Consider the following 17409-nt stretch of genomic DNA (forward strand, 5'->3'; position numbering starts at 1 on the left):
ATTAGTTAACTTCTAGAGGTGTGAATTTAAATGTTGAGCCATTAAACAAGCCTTTATCACTTAGTTTTAATGATGGAATTACTAATAAAGCCATAAATGACAAAGTCATGTAAGGTGCATGAAGTGAACTTCCTAATTGTTTTGCCATTTTATCTAACTCAGCATATTGCAAACCTATAGTTTTACCATCTTTATCACTCATAATACCTGCTACTGGAAGTGATACAATTTTTTGTTCTGAATTTGAGACAGCACAGATTCCACCTTTGTTTTCAATAATTAAATTGACTGCTTTACAAATAGCTTCGTCTGAAACACCAACTGCAATAATATTATGTGAATCGTGACCAACAGAACTTGCAATTGCACCTTCTTTTAGTCCGAAATTCTTTATAAATGCAATTGCTGGTTGCTGATTTTGATAACGATTAACAACTGTCATTTTGAGGATGTCTTTTTCAATATTTGAGACTATATTTCCGTTTTTGAGCAAACTATCAGCTATGACTTCGTTAGTAACCAACTGACCTTCTAAGGCTTCTATAACTCGTATTTGCTTTGAATTAGATTCAAACTTAAAATCTGAAATCTCTTTCTTGTCACTATTAAAATTATTTAAAATCTCAAATGGAATTGATTCAATTTTTGAAACTCCTTTATCATATACCAATTTGCCATTAATATAGGTTTGCAACGTTTTAAATGCCTTTAAGTCTTCAACAACAATACAATCTGCAGCGTCACCAATATTAAGCAAACCAACATCTAAATTGTAATGTTTTACAGGATTAATACATGTTGCTTGAAGGACTTTAAATACATCAATTTGTTTAGCAACTGCACGAGCACAAAGTCTGTTAATATGATCGACTATTAAATCGTCAGGATGCTTATCGTCACTACAAAACATAATGCTTTCAAAATGCTCTGGAAGTAAATCAATTAGTGCTTCAAAGTTTTTGGCAGCACTTCCTTCTCTAATCAAAACTTTCATGCCTTTTTGTAGCTTTTCTAAAGCTTCATCATAAGTAAAACACTCATGATCGGTTGAAATTCCAGCTGCTATATATTTTGAAATGTCATCGCCTCTTAATCCAGGAGCATGACCATCAATAGGTTTGTTGTAATGTTTAGCCCAAGCTATCTTTTTCATTACCTCATCATCATCAAATAAAACACCAGGATAATTCATCATTTCAGCTAAATACTTAATATCAGGATTAGCCATTAAGGATTTAATATCGTCAGAATTTATGATGGCTCCAGCAGATTCAAAACTAGTTGCTGGTACACAAGAAGGTGCTCCAAAATTGAACTTAAAGGGAGTTTGTTTTCCGTTATTAATCATAAACTCTACACCTTTAACACCAAGTACATTGGCAATTTCATGAGGATCGGAAACTGTAGCTACTGTACCATGAGTTACTGCCAATCTAGCAAATTCACTTGGAACTAACATTGAGCTTTCTATATGAATATGAGCATCAACAAATCCAGGAAGGATAAACGTATTTACATTGTGTTCTTTTTCAATTATTGATGCTATTTTTCCATCTTTAATAGTGATTTCACCTTTGTAGATCTGTTTGTTTAGAATATCGACTATTTGCCCTTGTAGTATCATTTATTTAATTCAATCTTTAAAATTTGCTTGGTATTTTCTGTTGCTAAAAACCTATTATCTGCTCTTCGTCCAATTACCCAAACAATATCTTTTTCTGAACATAATAGCCATGTGTTCTCTTTTTCAATTAAAGACATTTTTTCGTCTTTAAAATATTTGCTCAATTTCTTTTTTCCTGTCATTCCTGAAGGATAAAAAAAGTCTCCTTCTTCCCATTTACGTAATATAAGTGGATGTTTTAGCTTGGCTTTATCAACATAAATCACATTTGCTTGCGCATCAAAAATTGCATCTGCTTCATTAAAAAACAATGTGCCAAATGATGTTTTTAATTGCTTTTTATCCTCCGAAATACTTATAGATTCTTGAGTTTCTTCTGAATTATTCTCTATTAGCATTAAGTAATCTCTATCTTTTAACAAGCGATGTGTTGATGAAAAAACTTGTTTACCTGATTGTGCATCAAGCAAATTTGTAACATCATCCCATTCGGTAAAATTGAAATCTTTCAACAACTCGAACAAATAGGCTTTTGGATTTGATAATTTTTTAAGCTTTTTAATACTTAACCTAATTACATTATCATTATCTACATAAACTGCTTTTTTCTGAATTCTAACAATTGCATCTTCTATAATTTGTTTAGAATCTTGTAAATGATTTTGAGTACTTTCAAAATTTTGAAGTAAAAAAGGATTAATTTCCTTTAGAACAGGTATCACATCATGGCGTAATTTATTGCGCACATATTTATTTGATGCGTTGCTACTATCCTCTCTCCACGTTAACTTATTAGTTTTTGCATACGTTTCAATGTCTTCTCTAGAAAAAGTCAAAAGTGGTCTTACAATTTTATTATTAACTTCTGGGATACCCATTAAACCATCTAAACCGGTTCCTCTTGATAGGTTTATTAGAAAGGTTTCTAAGTTATCATCAGCATGATGAGCAGTTAAAATAAAATCGAAATTTAACTGTTCTGCCAATTCTTCAAACCAGTTATAACGCAACTCACGAGCTGCCATTTGAGTAGATAATTTATATGTTTTGGCATAATCTTCAGTTTCAAAACTTTCAATAAAAACTTCTAAATCTAAATCTTCAGCTAGTTGTAAAACAAACTCTTCATCACCATCGCTTTCATCTCCTCTTAAATTAAAATTACAATGTGCTAATGCTATATTTAACTTTAATTGGTGACATAAATGTGTTAATACTACGCTATCTAATCCACTAGAAATTGCAATTAGAAGTCTGCTCTTGTTTAGAAAAGAAAGATTTTGGTTGATATGATTTTGGAAGTTATTTAACACTTTTAGAGATTAGTGATTAGTAAAAAGGCATTAGTAATTTGTAGTTATTTATTTAGTTTATTAATTAAAGAATTAAGCATTTTCTCAATTTCAACAGATAAATCGTTAATAGTTGTTAAATCATTTTCATTAATAAAATTTAAATTCTGTGCTATTAGAAATTGTGTTTGCATTTCGAATAATGAACCTCTAGCTATATTTAAAAATCTTGAATAATCTTTAGTGTAATTCCTACCATAACCTTCTGCAATATTTGACGAAATAGAAATAGAGCTTCTTTTTATTTGTGAAGTTAATCCAAATTTTTCACCCTCAGGAAATGCATTAATTAATTTATAAACATGAGTTACCATTTCTACAGATTTCTGCCAAACTATTAAATCTCTATAACTTTTCATGTTTTCAAATTTACAATATTTACTTATGCCTTTTGCCTTTAAACTTTTAACTTAGTTTTCTAAAACCTCACGCATAGCTTTAGCTTTAACCAAACACTCTTCGTATTCACTTAAAGGATCACTTTTAGCTGTAATTGCACCTCCAACAGAATAAGACACATATTTATTAGTTGCATTATATAAAATGCTACGTATAACAACATTAAAATCGAAATCATTATTTGGTGTAAAATACCCAACAGCACCAGAATATAAGCCACGTTTGGTTTCTTCTAGTACCTCTATAATTTTCATGGCAGATATTTTTGGCGCACCTGTCATACTTCCCATAGGAAATGTTGAAGAAATTACATCAACTGGATGTGTTTTATCACTTACTTGCGATGTTATAGTAGATATCATTTGATGTACTTGATTAAAGGTATAAACTTTACAAAGTTCTTCAACCTTTACACTTCCTTTTAATGCTGTTTGTGACAAATCGTTACGTACCAAATCAACAATCATGATGTTTTCACTACGCTCTTTCTCACTATTTTCCAATTCTTTTTTTAATTGTTGGTCTTCAATGATATTATCTGAACGCTTTGCTGTTCCTTTAATAGGCTGAGAAATTATAGTATTTCCTTCCTTTTTAATATACCGTTCAGGTGAGGCTGATAACAAATATTTATCATTGAGTTTTAAAAAAGTAGCAAATGGTGGATGCGAAATCTGATTGAGCTTATTATAAGTTTCTACAGGCTCAATTGTTGTATCCTCGGCATAAAACTCTTGACAAAAATTAGCTTCATAAATATCACCTCGATGTATATGAGCCAACATACTGTTTAACTTTTCAAAATACTCATCTTTATGAATTCGTAATTTTATTTTTACAGCACTACTAATATTTGAAGGTGTATAATCAGGTATTTGGTGTATCTCATTCAAATCATTATTTACCTCATCGTCAACCATTTTCAAATATTGAATTTCTAGCATGTTTCCTTTTAATAGAAACAGTTTTTTTGGTTGAAAAAAGAACAAATCAGGAAAGTGCAACCCATCAAAATTTTCAGATTTTAAAGCTTCTAAATCATTTTTTAAATCATAAGTCAAGTACCCAAAAACCCAGTCGTTAGTAACTGTTTGATATTCTTTTAGCTTTTCAAAAGCATTAAAATAATCTGTCTTTATACTTGTAAAGGCATCTACTGCTAAAATAGCATCATAACTAGACTCTTTTTGAGGATAGTCGTTAGAATCTAACCATAACACATCATCAAATTGTTGACTCCAAGCCAATAATTGTCTCTTGAAAGTTGAAATTGATTTTAATTTATGTTTAGAGGTTGTTCTCAATAAAAAAAATTAAGCGTAAAGTTAATGAGAATCCTTAAAAAAGTACAAGTTTTGTACATTAGTTTAAAATTATTCTGAATGTATACATTACAAAACGATTTACTTAAAATTGCCATAAAACAAACTGGAGCAGAACTCTGCGAGATATCATCTGTAAAACATAAAACTGATTTTATGTGGGACGCAAATCCTGATGTATGGGGAAGCTTTGCTCCTAACCTGTTTCCTATAATTGGTTCAATGAAAAATGATAGTTATATATATAACAATAGTACTTATAAAATGCCAAAGCATGGGTTTTTAAGACACAATACAGATGTAAAACTTATTGAAAACACTAATAACAGCTTAACCTTTAAGCTTGCATATAATGATGATTTATATAAATTATTTCCCTTTAAGTTTGAATTTTATATTACCTATGAGCTTGTTGACAACACTTTACATTTAAAACATCTTGTCAAAAATATTGATAACAAACCTATGTTCTTTTCTTTAGGAGGACATCCTGCTTTTAAATGCCCTGTTTTTAGTGACGAAGTATATTCTGATTACCATTTAGTATTTGAACAAAACGAATCTGCCGAAACATACTTACTAAATATGTCAAACGGATTACTCACATCAAAAACAAAACCTGTTTTTAATGGTGGTAACAAAATACAATTACAACACAATTTATTTAATAACGACGCGCTTATTTTTAAAGATTTAAAGTCGCGAAAATTAACATTAAACAGCAAAACTAGAGGCGATATTTTAACTATGAAGTTTAATGATTTTCCTTATTTAGGAATTTGGGCAAAACCTAATGCAAATTATGTTTGCATTGAACCTTGGCAAGGAATAGCAGATCATGAAGATACTAACCAAGATATTGTCACGAAAGAAGGCATTGTAAAACTAGATAAAAATACTAGCTACCAAGCCATTTACAGTATTGAAATAGACCTTAACCATTTAGTTTAATATGATTATTAGCCTTAACTTTGCAACTTAAAACATAGTTGTGAGCTTTAGAGACTTAAAATTAAACACACCATTATATAACGCACTTGATGATTTAGGGTTCACTAATCCTACACCAATACAAGCCGAAGCGTTTAACGTAGTTGCTTCTGGGAGAGATGTTGTTGGTATTGCGCAAACTGGTACTGGAAAGACGTTTGCCTATATGCTTCCTATTTTGCGAGAATTAAAATACTCAAACCAGGCAAACCCAAGAGTTTTAGTTCTAGTTCCAACAAGAGAGTTAGTTGTTCAAGTTGTTGATGAAATTGAAAAGCTAACAAAATACATCAACACTCGTGTATTAGGTGTTTATGGAGGTGTAAATATAAATACTCAAAAACAAGCAGTTGCTGAAGGGTTAGATATTATTGTGGCTACTCCAGGACGATTATTCGATTTGGCAGTAAGCCATGTATTACAACTAAAATCTATTCAAAAATTAGTGATTGATGAAGTTGATGTGATGCTCGATTTAGGGTTCAGACATCAATTGCTAAATATATTTGATATACTACCTGAAAAAAGACAAAACATCATGTTCTCGGCGACAATGACTGAAGATGTTGATGAATTAATTACAGGATTTTTCAAAAAACCAGAGCGAGTTACTATTGCAGTTTCAGGAACACCTTTAGAAAATATTAGTCAACAACGCTATAATGTTGAAAATTTTTATACTAAAGTAAACCTACTAAAACACTTATTACAAAACGAAGAAGAGTTTAATAAAGTTTTAATTTTTGTGGCTTTCAAAAAAATGGCAGACACCTTGTTTGAAAAACTAGATGAAAACTTTAAAGAAGAACTTTGTGTGATTCACTCTAACAAAACACAAAATTATAGATTACGTAGTATTGAGCAATTTAGAAGTGGTGAAAATAGAATATTAATAGCCACAGATGTTATGGCTCGTGGATTAGATATTGATAATGTAAGTCATGTTATTAATTTTGATACACCTCACTACCCAGAAAACTATATGCACAGAATTGGTAGAACTGGTCGTGCAGAACGTAAAGGGCAATCTCTATTATTTTCAACTGCAGCCGAACAAGATTATATAAAAAGCATTGAAAGTTTAATGCAAATGGAAATTCCTTATGTTGAGTTTCCAGATTCGGTTGAGATTTCTAAAGATTTATTAGAAGAAGAACGTCCGCAAATTAAAGAGCGTAATAATCCTATAAAACGAAAAGATGAAGATGCTCCTGGACCAGCTTTTCACGAAAAGAAAGATAAAAACAAAAAAGAAAATCAAGGAGGTTCTTATAAGTTTAAAATTGCTGCAAAATACAAGAAGCCAAAAACAAGAGGCGACAAAAATTATAATAAACGGAATAAAAGAAAATAAAAAAAGCAACCAAATTGGTTGCTTTTCTAATTATTCTAAAAAGGCAAATCGTCCTCTAATTCCATTTCTACTTCATGCTTTGGATATAACATTTTATAATATGAATTGAGAAAGAGTCCTATAGTAGAAATAGTATTAACTATGAAATGCGAATAGATCGAATCTTTTATGATATAATCATCGTCTGTTTTCCCATGAAAAAAGGTTTTATCACTCCTCAGTTTTTCAATTGATTGATTTATTGCTAATAAAGAACTCCCTATAGTTTTTAATTCTCTAGGAAAATACTCATTAGTCAAATTAAATTCTTTAAGAATAATAATACTTAATTTATAGAGGGTTTCATTTCCATTTACTTTAGATGAAATTCTTTCATCTTTTAAAATTTCTTTTATAATACTCTCTAATGCTGAATTGGCTAATCCAATTGCTAAACTTGGATCTGATTCTATTTTTTTATAAGCAGATATAAAGGTGTCATAAGAAGTTTTATAATCTGACTTTAATTCATTTTTAAAAGTTGGTATAGATGGTATAAAGTCTGGTGTATCCACTCCTAAATCTATAGCTACTCTCAAAATGATATCTCCACCCATATTGTGCAGAGTTTGTAGTAAATCAATTTCATTATTCTCCTTATATGCAATTGTGAAATTCTCGGAATACTTATTCCAATCTACATCTACTACATGCCATTTAGATATGTATAATTTAACTTCTTTGTATGATTTATATTCGTCCCAAATTACATCGTGAACAGATTTAACTAATTTCATTTGATACTTCGGTGAAATCAACTCGTTCATATATTTTTTTTTAATTCTTATAAAAGCTAAATTATACTTTTAATTTTTATTTAAAGCACTGACTTATTAACAGTTATAAACAAAAAAAGCAACCAAATTGGTTGCTTTTAAGATTCTGAAACAAGTTCAGAATGACAATTTTCTTAATTAAATATGTAACGCTCTATCTTCAGTTGCTGCTAAAGCTGCTTCTTTAATAGCTTCAGTAAATGTAGGATGCGCATGACTCATACGAGACACATCTTCAGCACTTGCTCTAAACTCCATAGCTACAACTGCTTCTGCAATCATATCTGCTGCACGAGCACCAACCATGTGAACTCCTAAAATTTCATCTGTCTTTTTATCTGCAAGTATTTTTACAAATCCGTCTAAATCCATACTCGCTCTACTTCTACCTAAAGCTCTCATTGGAAATTGACCTACTTTATAGTCTACTTTTTCTTCTTGTAATTGTTCTTCTGTTTTACCAACAGATGCAACTTCTGGCCACGTGTAAACAACTCCAGGAATTAAGTTATAATCGATATGTGGTTTTTGTCCTGCTAAAATTTCAGCAACAAAAACACCTTCTTCTTCAGCTTTATGAGCTAACATAGCACCTTTTACAACATCACCAATTGCATAAATGTTTTTTACATTAGTTTGCAAATGGTCGTTGACTTCAATTTGTCCTCTGTCTGTTAACTTCACTCCTGCTGCTTCAACATTTAAACCATCTGTATAAGGACGACGTCCTACAGAGACTAAACAATAATCGCCTTTTATAATAACTTCTTCACCTTTTTTATTATCTGCTTTAACAATGACTTCTTTGCCTTTTCGCTCAACAGATTTTACTTTGTGTGAAGTATTAATAGTGAATTTTTGTTTTTTGAGAACCTTGTTTAATTCTTTAGATAAACCAGAATCCATAGTTGGAATAATTCTATCCATATACTCTACAACAGTAACTTCTGAACCAAGTCGCTTATAAACTTGCCCAAGCTCTAATCCAATTACTCCTCCTCCAATTACAACTAAATGTTTAGGGATTTCAGTAAGTTTTAATGCTTCTGTTGAAGTTATAACACGTTCTTTATCTAAAGTGATAAAAGGTAAACTTGAAGGTTTACTTCCTGTAGCTATAATTATGTTTTTAGCTTCAATTTCAGTCGTTTCTTTTCCTTTGATAGTTATGTGAGTCGCATCTTTAAAAGATCCTAATCCTTCATACACATCAATCTTATTTTTCTTCATCAAGAAGTCTATTCCACCTGTAGTTTGGTCAACAACAGACTGCTTGCGAGCTATCATTTGTTTTAAATTCACCTTGATGTCTCCAGGAATATCAATTCCATGTTCTTCAAAATGCTTAACTGCATCTTCATAGTGATGAGAAGAATCTAAAAGTGCTTTACTTGGAATGCATCCTACATTTAAACATGTTCCACCAAGCGTAGAATATTTTTCTATAATTGCAGTTTTCATGCCTAATTGCGCGCAACGAATTGCTGCTACATATCCTCCAGGACCAGAACCAATAATGGCTACATCGTATGAATTCATAAAAATAATTTTTAATTGAGTGTGTTAAAACGAGTACAAAAGTACGATTTTGAATTATGAATTACGAATGAGAACTCTAATTTTTAAATTTAGTAATCATGAAGGAAATCCTAACATATTTCCCATACCAACTGTAAACAACCAACTACCATAAATTGCGTGCTCAATTGACACTAATAATGTAGATTTTGTTTTATTGTAGGTTAATGCAAAAAGTATACCTCCTAAAAAAGTAATTATATGAACTAGTGGATTTCTAAACATAGTATGCGCTAACGAAAACACTACAGCATTAATAAAAATAAATAGTTTTTTACTTTTAAATAATTGTTCATATCTCTGAAAATACAACGTTCTGTAAACAAGTTCTTGAGGGTAAACTGAAAACAAACTATATACAATTAAAATAACTAACCAAAGTAAAGGCTTATTTATAACTACCTCAAAAAACATTTCTCTATCAGTAAACCAAACAAACACAGAAGTTAATATGGCAATTATTAACAATTTAATACTAGTCTCAGTCCAAAAGCGTTTCCAATTTAAATTTGGAGCTATTTTAAATCTATTATTTTCAATTTTTAACAATACATAAATTACATACACAAACCCTATTATACCTAAAATAAATTTTAATATAACTGGGTAAGGAATCGCAAAACTTACTGGTAATACTATAAATATTATAAAAAACTCTATTAACTTATATCTTACAGGTTCCATTACTAAATATTTATTGCTGTGGTATGTTTAACCTCATTAATTACAAACATACTATGTGTACTTCCTATATGGTTTATAGATGTAAGTTTATTAACCATAAATTCCCTAAAAGCATCCATATCTTTAACTATAACTTTAAGTAGGTAATCATAATCTCCACTAATATGATAACATTCTAACACTTCTACAAGATTTGCTACCTCTTTTTCAAATTTAATAACGTAATCCTGAGTATGTTGCACTAACTTAATATGGCAAAAAGCAACAAATGTTTTTTCTACTTTTTCCTTTTTTACAAGAGTGACGTATTTTGATATAACACCTTCTTTCTCTAACTTCTTTATTCGTTCATAAACTGCAGTTACAGAAAGATTAAGCTTATTTGAAAGCTCCTTATTTGTTCGCTTACTATCTTTTTGAAGTAAGTCTAACAACTTTTTGTCTATAGCATCTAAAATCATAATTGAAAATTTTTCTGTTTGTATTCAATAAACAAACACATAAATATATAATAATCTATTAAAATATAAATTTATAGATTTATTTTCTAATTAAACCCATATCTATTGATATATTATCTTATTTATACAATATTTGATGTATCAAAAACTTAAAAAATAATACAATGGCATTTAAACCAGCAAATAATATTCAGGATTTACAATACTTTGGAGAATTTGGAGGCGTTAACCCTTCTATTTCAGATTCATCTACCTACACATTTTTATCAGCAAAAACAATGTTCGATACTTTTGAAGGTAATGCTGATGGATGTTACCTTTACTCTCGTCATTCAACACCTTCAAATTTATATTTAGGTGAGGCATTAGCTGCTATGGAAGGCACAGAAACAGCTAATGTTACTGCTTCAGGAATGGGAGCAATTACTCCTGTAATATTACAGTTATGCGGATCTGGAGACCATGTTGTAAGTAGCAGAACTATTTATGGAGGTACTTATGCCTTTTTAAAGAATTTTACACCTCGTTTAGGTATCAAAACTACTTTTGTAGATATTACTAAATTAGATACTGTTGAAGCTGCGATTACCCCAAACACTAAAATTCTTTACTGTGAATCTGTAAGTAACCCACTATTAGAAGTTGCAGATATTTCAGGTCTAGCTAAACTGGCAAAAAAACACAACTTAAAACTAGTTGTAGATAATACTTTTTCACCTTTATCAATTTCTCCTAAAACTTTAGGTGCAGATATTATTATACATAGTTTAACGAAGTTTATTAATGGAAGTAGCGATACAGTTGCTGGAGTTATTTGTGGAACACAAGAATTCATTAATGATTTAAGAAATGTTAATGATGGTGCTTGTATGTTATTAGGTTCAACTATGGATAGCTTACGTGCTGCATCAGTTTTAAAGAACTTAAGAACACTGCACATAAGAATGCAACAACACAGTAAAAACGGATTGTTTTTAGCTCAGAAATTTGAAGCAGATGGTTTAAAAACTGTTTATCCTGGTTTACCATCACATCCTTCTCATGAGTTGTTTAAAAGCATGATGAATCCGCAATATGGCTTTGGTGGTATGCTAACTATTGATGTTGGTTCTTTAGAAAAAGCTAATGAGCTAATGGAGTTAATGCAGAAGAAAAATTTAGGTTATCTAGCTGTAAGTTTAGGATTTTATAAAACATTATTTAGCGCTCCAGGAAGTTCAACATCTTCTGAAATACCAGAAGAAGAACAAAAAGAAATGGGCTTAAGTGATGGATTGATTCGTTTTTCTATCGGATTAGATGCTGATATTGAGCGTACTTATCAAATGATGAAAGCTTGCATGCAAGAGTTAAATATTCTATAAAGATTCAGTCGAATTTTAATTTATATATAGCCTGAAGTTGTCTTCAGGCTTTTTATATTCCATTTGCAAAGCTTATTCTAAAATCGTAACATTACATTCCAAAAATTAAAAACAGTAATGCAAGACAATAATAACCTTTCCGATATTGATATTCAAAATCAAAAAATAAAAGACAATAAAGAATTAAATATTTGGGAAGCACTCGTTCCTGTTGTTCTTTTAATGCTTATGCTAGCATATAATATTTTTTATGCTGATGGAGAAGCTCTTGGTGAATACTCTAATCAATTTATTTTATTAATTGGTGGTGGTATTGCAGCTATTGTTGGTTTTTTTAATAAGGTGAGAGTTTCTATAATGATTAAAGAGGTTTGGGAAAACTTAAAGAGTGTTTTTATTCCTTTAATGATTTTATTACTCGTTGGAGCTTTAGCAGGAACTTGGCTTGTTAGTGGTGTAATTCCAGCTATGGTTTATTATGGATTGCAAGTCTTGAGTCCTGAAATATTTTTACCAGCATCTGTTATAATTGCCGCAATAATTTCAGTAGCAACAGGAAGTAGCTGGACCACATCGGCAACGGTTGGTGTTGCGCTAATAGGTATTGGTACAAGTGCACTAGGCATGTCGCCAGGAATAGTTGCAGGTGCTATTATATCTGGAGCCTATTTTGGAGATAAAATGTCACCATTAAGCGATACAACAAATCTTGCTCCTGCAATGGCTGGAACCGATTTATTTACGCACATAAAATATATGGCGTTTACAACTGTTCCAACATTAATAATAACCTTAATTGCATTTACTATTATTAGTTTAACAATTGAAACACATGGTGCAACAGATGTTAGTGAATTCTTAAATACTATAAAATCAACATTTAATATAACACCTTATCTATTTATTGTTCCATTGGCAGTAATAGCTCTTATACTATTAAAAACTAAACCACTTGTTGCATTAGGAAGTGGAGTTGTATTAGCTATCGTATTTGCTTTTATTTTTCAACCAAAAGTTTTAGAAGATTTATCAGATTCGAAAAGTGAATCTGTTGCAAATTCCATTTTGACAGACACAAATATTAAAATTTCAGATGAAGAATATTTGGCAAACATATCAAATGAAGAAATAAAGTTAATTTCGTCTGACGAACATTTACAAACTTTATTTAGCGACGACGATTTAGATAAAAATTTTACCGATAAAGAATTAGCTTCGTTTTTTGATGTTAAAGGTTTAGAAACTCAAGTTTTAAATAATAAAGTAGCAAGCCTGAAAAACTTAATCACAATAAAAAAATTAAAAAAACTATTTTCGTCTGGCGGAATGAAAGGGATGCTATGGACTATCTTTTTAATTTGCTGTGCAATGGTTTTTGGTGGTATTATGGATGCAATTGGAGCACTAGCAAAAATCACAAAATCCTTATTGTCTTTTGCAAGTAGTGTTTTCGGATTATTTGCAAGTACTGTAGTAAGCTGCTTAGGTTTAAATGCTATTGCTTCAGATCAATACTTGGCAATTGTTATTCCTGGTAAAATGTTTAAAAAAGCGTATGAAGACAAAAATTTAGCACCAGAAAATTTAAGTCGAACACTCGAAGATTCAGGAACGGTTACTTCAGTATTAATTCCTTGGAACACTTGTGGTGCGTACCAAGCTGGAGTTTTAGGAGTACATACTGGTGATTATTTCATGTATGCTATTTTTAACTGGTTAAGCCCAATTACAACATTAATTTACGCTGCCTTCAGAATAAAAATTAGAATGTTAGCTTCAAAAGTCAAATAGTAAAAAACTATAATTAAAAAACATATCTATTTATAAAATCTATAGTGTAATATGAAATAAAAATTTCATAATGCTATAGATTTTTTTATGTGTTTTATATTTGCACCACATAAAATTATTAATCTTAAAAATATTTAAAACACATGGCATTTGTAGGAAAAAAATTTCCAGATTTAAGCGTAAACGTAATGAACGAAATGGGAGACACATTCAAACTAAACGTTCTTGAAGAAGCTAAAAACAATAACAAAAAAGTACTTTTATTTTGGTACCCAAAAGATTTTACTTTTGTGTGTCCAACAGAATTGCATGCCTTTCAATCAGCTTTAGCTGAATTTGAAAAAAGAAACACAATGGTAATTGGAGCATCATGTGATACTGCCGAAGTTCACTTCGCATGGTTAAATACTCCAAAAAACAATGGAGGAATTGAAGGTGTTACTTACCCAATTTTAGCAGACTCTAACAGAAACCTTGCTTCTACTCTAGGTATTTTAGATATCACAAATGAAACTTATAACGAAGAAACTGGCGTTGTAACTGTTGAAGGAGACAACGTAACTTACAGAGCTACTTACATTATAGATGAAGAAGGAACTGTTGTTCATGAAAGTATTAACCATATGCCATTAGGAAGAAACGTAAACGAATTTTTACGTTTAATTGATGCATACACTCACGTACAACAAAAAGGTGAAGTATGTCCTGCAAACTGGGAAGAAGGTAAAGATGCAATGCAAGCTAACGCTAAAGGTACTGCAGAGTATTTAAAAGCACACTTAAACTAAATAATATGATTAAGGAATTAGAACAGGACAACTTAACACAATTAGTATCTGAAAATGATACTGTTGTAGTTCAGTATTCTGCTAGCTGGTGTGGTAATTGTAGAATAATGAAGCCTAAATTTAAAAAGCTTGCCACTGAAAATGAAAGCATGACTTTTGTAATGGCTGATGCTGAAAAATTTCCTGAATCAAGAAAATTAGCTACAGTTGACAACCTTCCAACGTTTGCTGTTTTTAAAAATGGTGCTTTTGTAAATCAAGTTCAAACAAACAAGTTTGAAGCTTTAAAAGATTTGATTGATGAAGTTACCAGTAATTAAGCATTTGACTCAATTTATTGAAGAAAACGATGAAGATTTTGTAGTTGAAACTATTGAAACTTTAGAAAATCTTACTGAATTACCTTCTTTAAAAAACGAAGAGCTAGATGTTATTGGAGAACTAATCTCTAATATGTATGGCGCTTTGGAAGTTAATAAAATGATTAAAGAAGGAACTCCAAAAAAAGAAGCATTAAATGCATTTATGTCTCGAGTACTTGGAGCTATTGATAAATAAATTATAGTTCTATTAAAACAAAAAAGCCACTTCAATTGAAGTGGCTTTTTTAATACTAAAATTTATTACGCTAAATCAAATCTATCAAGATTCATCACTTTAGTCCAAGCAGCAATAAAATCTTTCACAAATTTCTCTTTAGAATCTTTACAAGCATATACTTCAGCAATTGCACGAAGCTCAGAGTTTGAACCAAAAATTAAATCAGCACGAGTACCTGTCCATTTTACATTTCCAGTTTTACGATCGCTACCAACAAAAACATTTTGTGAATCTGAAGTTGCTTTCCAAGATGTGCTTAAATCAAGTACATTAACAAAGAAATCATTTGTTAAAGTTTGTTCTTGCTTAGTAAATACACCATGTTTTGAATGATCATAATTAGCTCCAAGTACTCTTAAACCACCAACTAACACAGTCATCTCTGGTGCTGTAAGCGTTAATAATTGTGCTCTATCAACTAACATTTCTTCAGCTGAAGCAGTATGTTTTGGTCCATAATAATTTCGGAAACCATCTGCTTTTGGTTCTAATGCCGCAAACGATTCAACATCTGTTTGCTCTAAAGACGCATCTGCTCTTCCTGGTGCAAAAGGTACAGCAATGTTATGTCCTGCATTTTTTGCAGCTTTTTCTATTGCAGCACTTCCTCCTAAAACTATTAAATCTGCTATTGAAACTTTCTTGCTTCCTGAATTTGAGTTAAACTCTTTCTTAATGGATTCAAATACCTCTAATACTTTAGCTAATTGAGCAGGATTGTTTACTTCCCAATATTTTTGTGGTGCCAATCTAATACGTCCTCCATTAGCTCCACCTCTTTTATCAGAACCTCTATATGTTGAAGCTGAAGCCCAAGCAGTAGATACTAACTCAGAGACAGATAATCCAGAATTAAGGATTTTAGTCTTTAAATCTGATATGTCTTTGTCGTTAACAAGCTCATGAGTGGCTTTCGGAATTGGGTCTTGCCAAATCAATTCTTCTTTAGGAACTTCAGAGCCCAAGTAAAGCGATGTTGGTCCCATATCACGATGCGTTAATTTAAACCAAGCTCTGGCAAATGCATCAGCAAACTCTTTTGGATTTTCATGAAAATGCTTAGAAATTGGTGCATATATTGAGTCCATTTTTAGAGCCATATCTGCTGTCGTCATCATTAATGCTTGAGTTTTTGAAGCATCACCAGCTGCTGGTGCTTTTTTTGCATTTGATGCAGCTGTAGGCGTCCATTGATGCGCACCTGCAGGACTTTTAGTTAATTCCCATTCATATCCTAACAATACATTAAAATAATCGTTATCCCATTGTGTTGGGTTTGGCGTCCAGGCACCTTCAATACCACTAGTTATGGCATCATCTAAAACACCAGATTTATAAGTGTTTTTCCAACCCATACTCATTTCTTCAATTGGCGCTCCAGCAGGTTCTCTACCAACATATTTGTTTGGATCTGCTGCTCCATGAGCTTTTCCAAATGTATGTCCACCAGCAACAAGCGCTACAGTTTCATAATCATTCATTGCCATACGAGCAAATGTCTCTCTAATATCTATAGCAGATTTTAATGGGTCTGGATTACCATTTGGCCCTTCTGGATTAACATAAATTAATCCCATTTGTACAGCTCCTAATGGGTTTTCTAATTCTCTATCTCCTGTATAACGTTTATCTCCTAACCATTCCGTTTCATTTCCCCAGTAAATATCTTCTTCAGGCTCCCAAATATCTTCACGACCTCCAGCAAATCCGAAAGTTGGTAATCCCATAGACTCAATTGCACAATTTCCCGCAAGTATCATTAAATCTGCCCAAGATAATTTATTACCATATTTTTGTTTAATTGGCCACAACAATAATCGTGCTTTATCTAAATTTCCATTATCTGGCCAACTATTTAAAGGCGCAAAACGTTGACTTCCAGAGCCACTTCCTCCTCTTCCATCTGCAATACGATAAGTACCTGCACTGTGCCATGCCATACGAATAAAAAATGGCCCATAATGACCATAATCTGCAGGCCACCAATCTTGTGAGTCTGTCATTAAATCGTAAAGATCTTTTTTAACCGCTTTTAAGTCTAGTTTTTTAAACTCTTTAGCATAATTAAAACCTTTATCCATTGGATTAGATTTAGATGTGTTTTGGCGAAGTATATTTAGCTTTAATTGATTTGGCCACCAATCTCTGTTAGAAGTTCCTCCTCCAGCACTTTGTTTTACTGCTCCACTAGAAAAAGGACATTTACTTTCACCATTAATATTGTAAGGTGATTTACTTGAATGATTGTTATTTTCCATTATTTTGAGTTTTATAAGATTCTGTATTC

16 protein-coding genes are annotated in these 17409 nt (G+C 31.3%); 7 read left to right on the forward strand and 9 right to left on the reverse strand.

Annotated elements, in window-relative coordinates:
* Position 1 precedes the first annotated feature (1 nt).
* From ade to IEW41_RS08375, 4 genes are read right to left on the reverse strand one after another with little or no spacing between them, the layout of a single operon-like run.
* Positions 2-1624: an adenine deaminase gene (gene ade / locus IEW41_RS08360; RefSeq protein WP_188605890.1), complete on the reverse strand. Its 1623-nt coding sequence runs from the start codon at positions 1622-1624 to the stop codon at positions 2-4.
* Entirely contained in the window at positions 1621-2937 is a 1317-nt protein-coding gene (gene tilS / locus IEW41_RS08365; RefSeq protein WP_188605891.1) for a tRNA lysidine(34) synthetase TilS, read from the reverse strand. The genes ade and tilS overlap by 4 nt, the downstream gene beginning before the upstream one ends.
* Positions 2938-2981: 44 nt before the next feature.
* Positions 2982-3335: a four helix bundle protein gene (locus IEW41_RS08370; RefSeq protein WP_188605892.1), complete on the reverse strand. Its 354-nt coding sequence runs from the start codon at positions 3333-3335 to the stop codon at positions 2982-2984.
* A 51-nt stretch (positions 3336-3386) separates the two neighbouring features.
* Positions 3387-4679: an anthranilate synthase component I family protein gene (locus IEW41_RS08375; protein ID WP_188605893.1), complete on the reverse strand. Its 1293-nt coding sequence runs from the start codon at positions 4677-4679 to the stop codon at positions 3387-3389.
* 78 nt (positions 4680-4757) lie between these two features.
* Between IEW41_RS08375 and IEW41_RS08380 the strand changes: the two genes are divergently transcribed.
* On the forward strand, positions 4758-5648 hold the full coding sequence (locus tag IEW41_RS08380; protein ID WP_188605894.1) for an aldose 1-epimerase family protein: 891 nt from the start codon (positions 4758-4760) through the stop codon (positions 5646-5648).
* Between the two features lie 40 nt (positions 5649-5688).
* Entirely contained in the window at positions 5689-7041 is a 1353-nt protein-coding gene (locus IEW41_RS08385; protein ID WP_188605895.1) for a DEAD/DEAH box helicase, read from the forward strand.
* A 35-nt stretch (positions 7042-7076) separates the two neighbouring features.
* On the opposite strand, the gene IEW41_RS08390 is transcribed toward IEW41_RS08385, so the two are convergent.
* The 4 genes from IEW41_RS08390 to IEW41_RS08405 all read right to left on the reverse strand — a co-directional run bounded on the left by IEW41_RS08390 (position 7077) and on the right by IEW41_RS08405 (position 10579).
* Positions 7077-7817, reverse strand: coding sequence for an abortive infection family protein (locus IEW41_RS08390; protein ID WP_229660198.1), 741 nt, complete (start codon positions 7815-7817; stop codon positions 7077-7079).
* Positions 7818-7994: 177 nt separating this feature from the next.
* Positions 7995-9395 (reverse strand): dihydrolipoyl dehydrogenase, encoded by a 1401-nt coding sequence (gene lpdA / locus IEW41_RS08395; protein WP_188605897.1) that lies wholly within the window; start codon positions 9393-9395, stop codon positions 7995-7997.
* A gap of 96 nt (positions 9396-9491) precedes the next feature.
* Positions 9492-10118, reverse strand: coding sequence for a CPBP family intramembrane glutamic endopeptidase (locus tag IEW41_RS08400; RefSeq protein ID WP_188605898.1), 627 nt, complete (start codon positions 10116-10118; stop codon positions 9492-9494).
* 2 nt (positions 10119-10120) lie between these two features.
* Positions 10121-10579 (reverse strand): Lrp/AsnC family transcriptional regulator, encoded by a 459-nt coding sequence (locus tag IEW41_RS08405; RefSeq protein WP_188605899.1) that lies wholly within the window; start codon positions 10577-10579, stop codon positions 10121-10123.
* Positions 10580-10743: 164 nt separating this feature from the next.
* On the opposite strand from IEW41_RS08405, the gene IEW41_RS08410 reads away from it, so the two are divergent.
* From IEW41_RS08410 to IEW41_RS08430, 5 genes are all read left to right on the forward strand, one after another.
* On the forward strand, positions 10744-11943 hold the full coding sequence (locus IEW41_RS08410) for an aminotransferase class I/II-fold pyridoxal phosphate-dependent enzyme (RefSeq protein ID WP_188605900.1): 1200 nt from the start codon (positions 10744-10746) through the stop codon (positions 11941-11943).
* Positions 11944-12060: 117 nt separating this feature from the next.
* Positions 12061-13734, forward strand: a complete 1674-nt coding sequence (locus IEW41_RS08415) for a Na+/H+ antiporter NhaC family protein (protein ID WP_188605901.1) — start codon at positions 12061-12063, stop codon at positions 13732-13734.
* A gap of 143 nt (positions 13735-13877) precedes the next feature.
* Positions 13878-14522 carry a peroxiredoxin gene (locus IEW41_RS08420; RefSeq protein ID WP_188605902.1) on the forward strand — a complete coding sequence of 215 codons (645 nt, stop codon included), beginning with the start codon at positions 13878-13880 and terminating at the stop codon, positions 14520-14522.
* 5 nt (positions 14523-14527) lie between these two features.
* Positions 14528-14842: a thioredoxin family protein gene (locus IEW41_RS08425; protein WP_188605903.1), complete on the forward strand. Its 315-nt coding sequence runs from the start codon at positions 14528-14530 to the stop codon at positions 14840-14842.
* The gene (locus IEW41_RS08430) at positions 14823-15080 is read left to right on the forward strand and encodes a DUF6952 family protein (RefSeq protein WP_188605904.1); all 258 of its coding nucleotides are present in this window, start codon (positions 14823-14825) and stop codon (positions 15078-15080) included. Before IEW41_RS08425 ends, IEW41_RS08430 begins: the two co-directional genes overlap by 20 nt.
* Before the next feature lie 65 nt (positions 15081-15145).
* On the opposite strand, the gene katG is transcribed toward IEW41_RS08430, so the two are convergent.
* Positions 15146-17380, reverse strand: coding sequence for a catalase/peroxidase HPI (gene katG, locus IEW41_RS08435; RefSeq protein ID WP_188605905.1), 2235 nt, complete (start codon positions 17378-17380; stop codon positions 15146-15148).
* Positions 17381-17409: the final 29 nt, after the last annotated feature.

It is taken from the genome of Aquaticitalea lipolytica, assembly GCF_014641635.1.
Taxonomy (GTDB): domain Bacteria; phylum Bacteroidota; class Bacteroidia; order Flavobacteriales; family Flavobacteriaceae; genus Aquaticitalea; species Aquaticitalea lipolytica.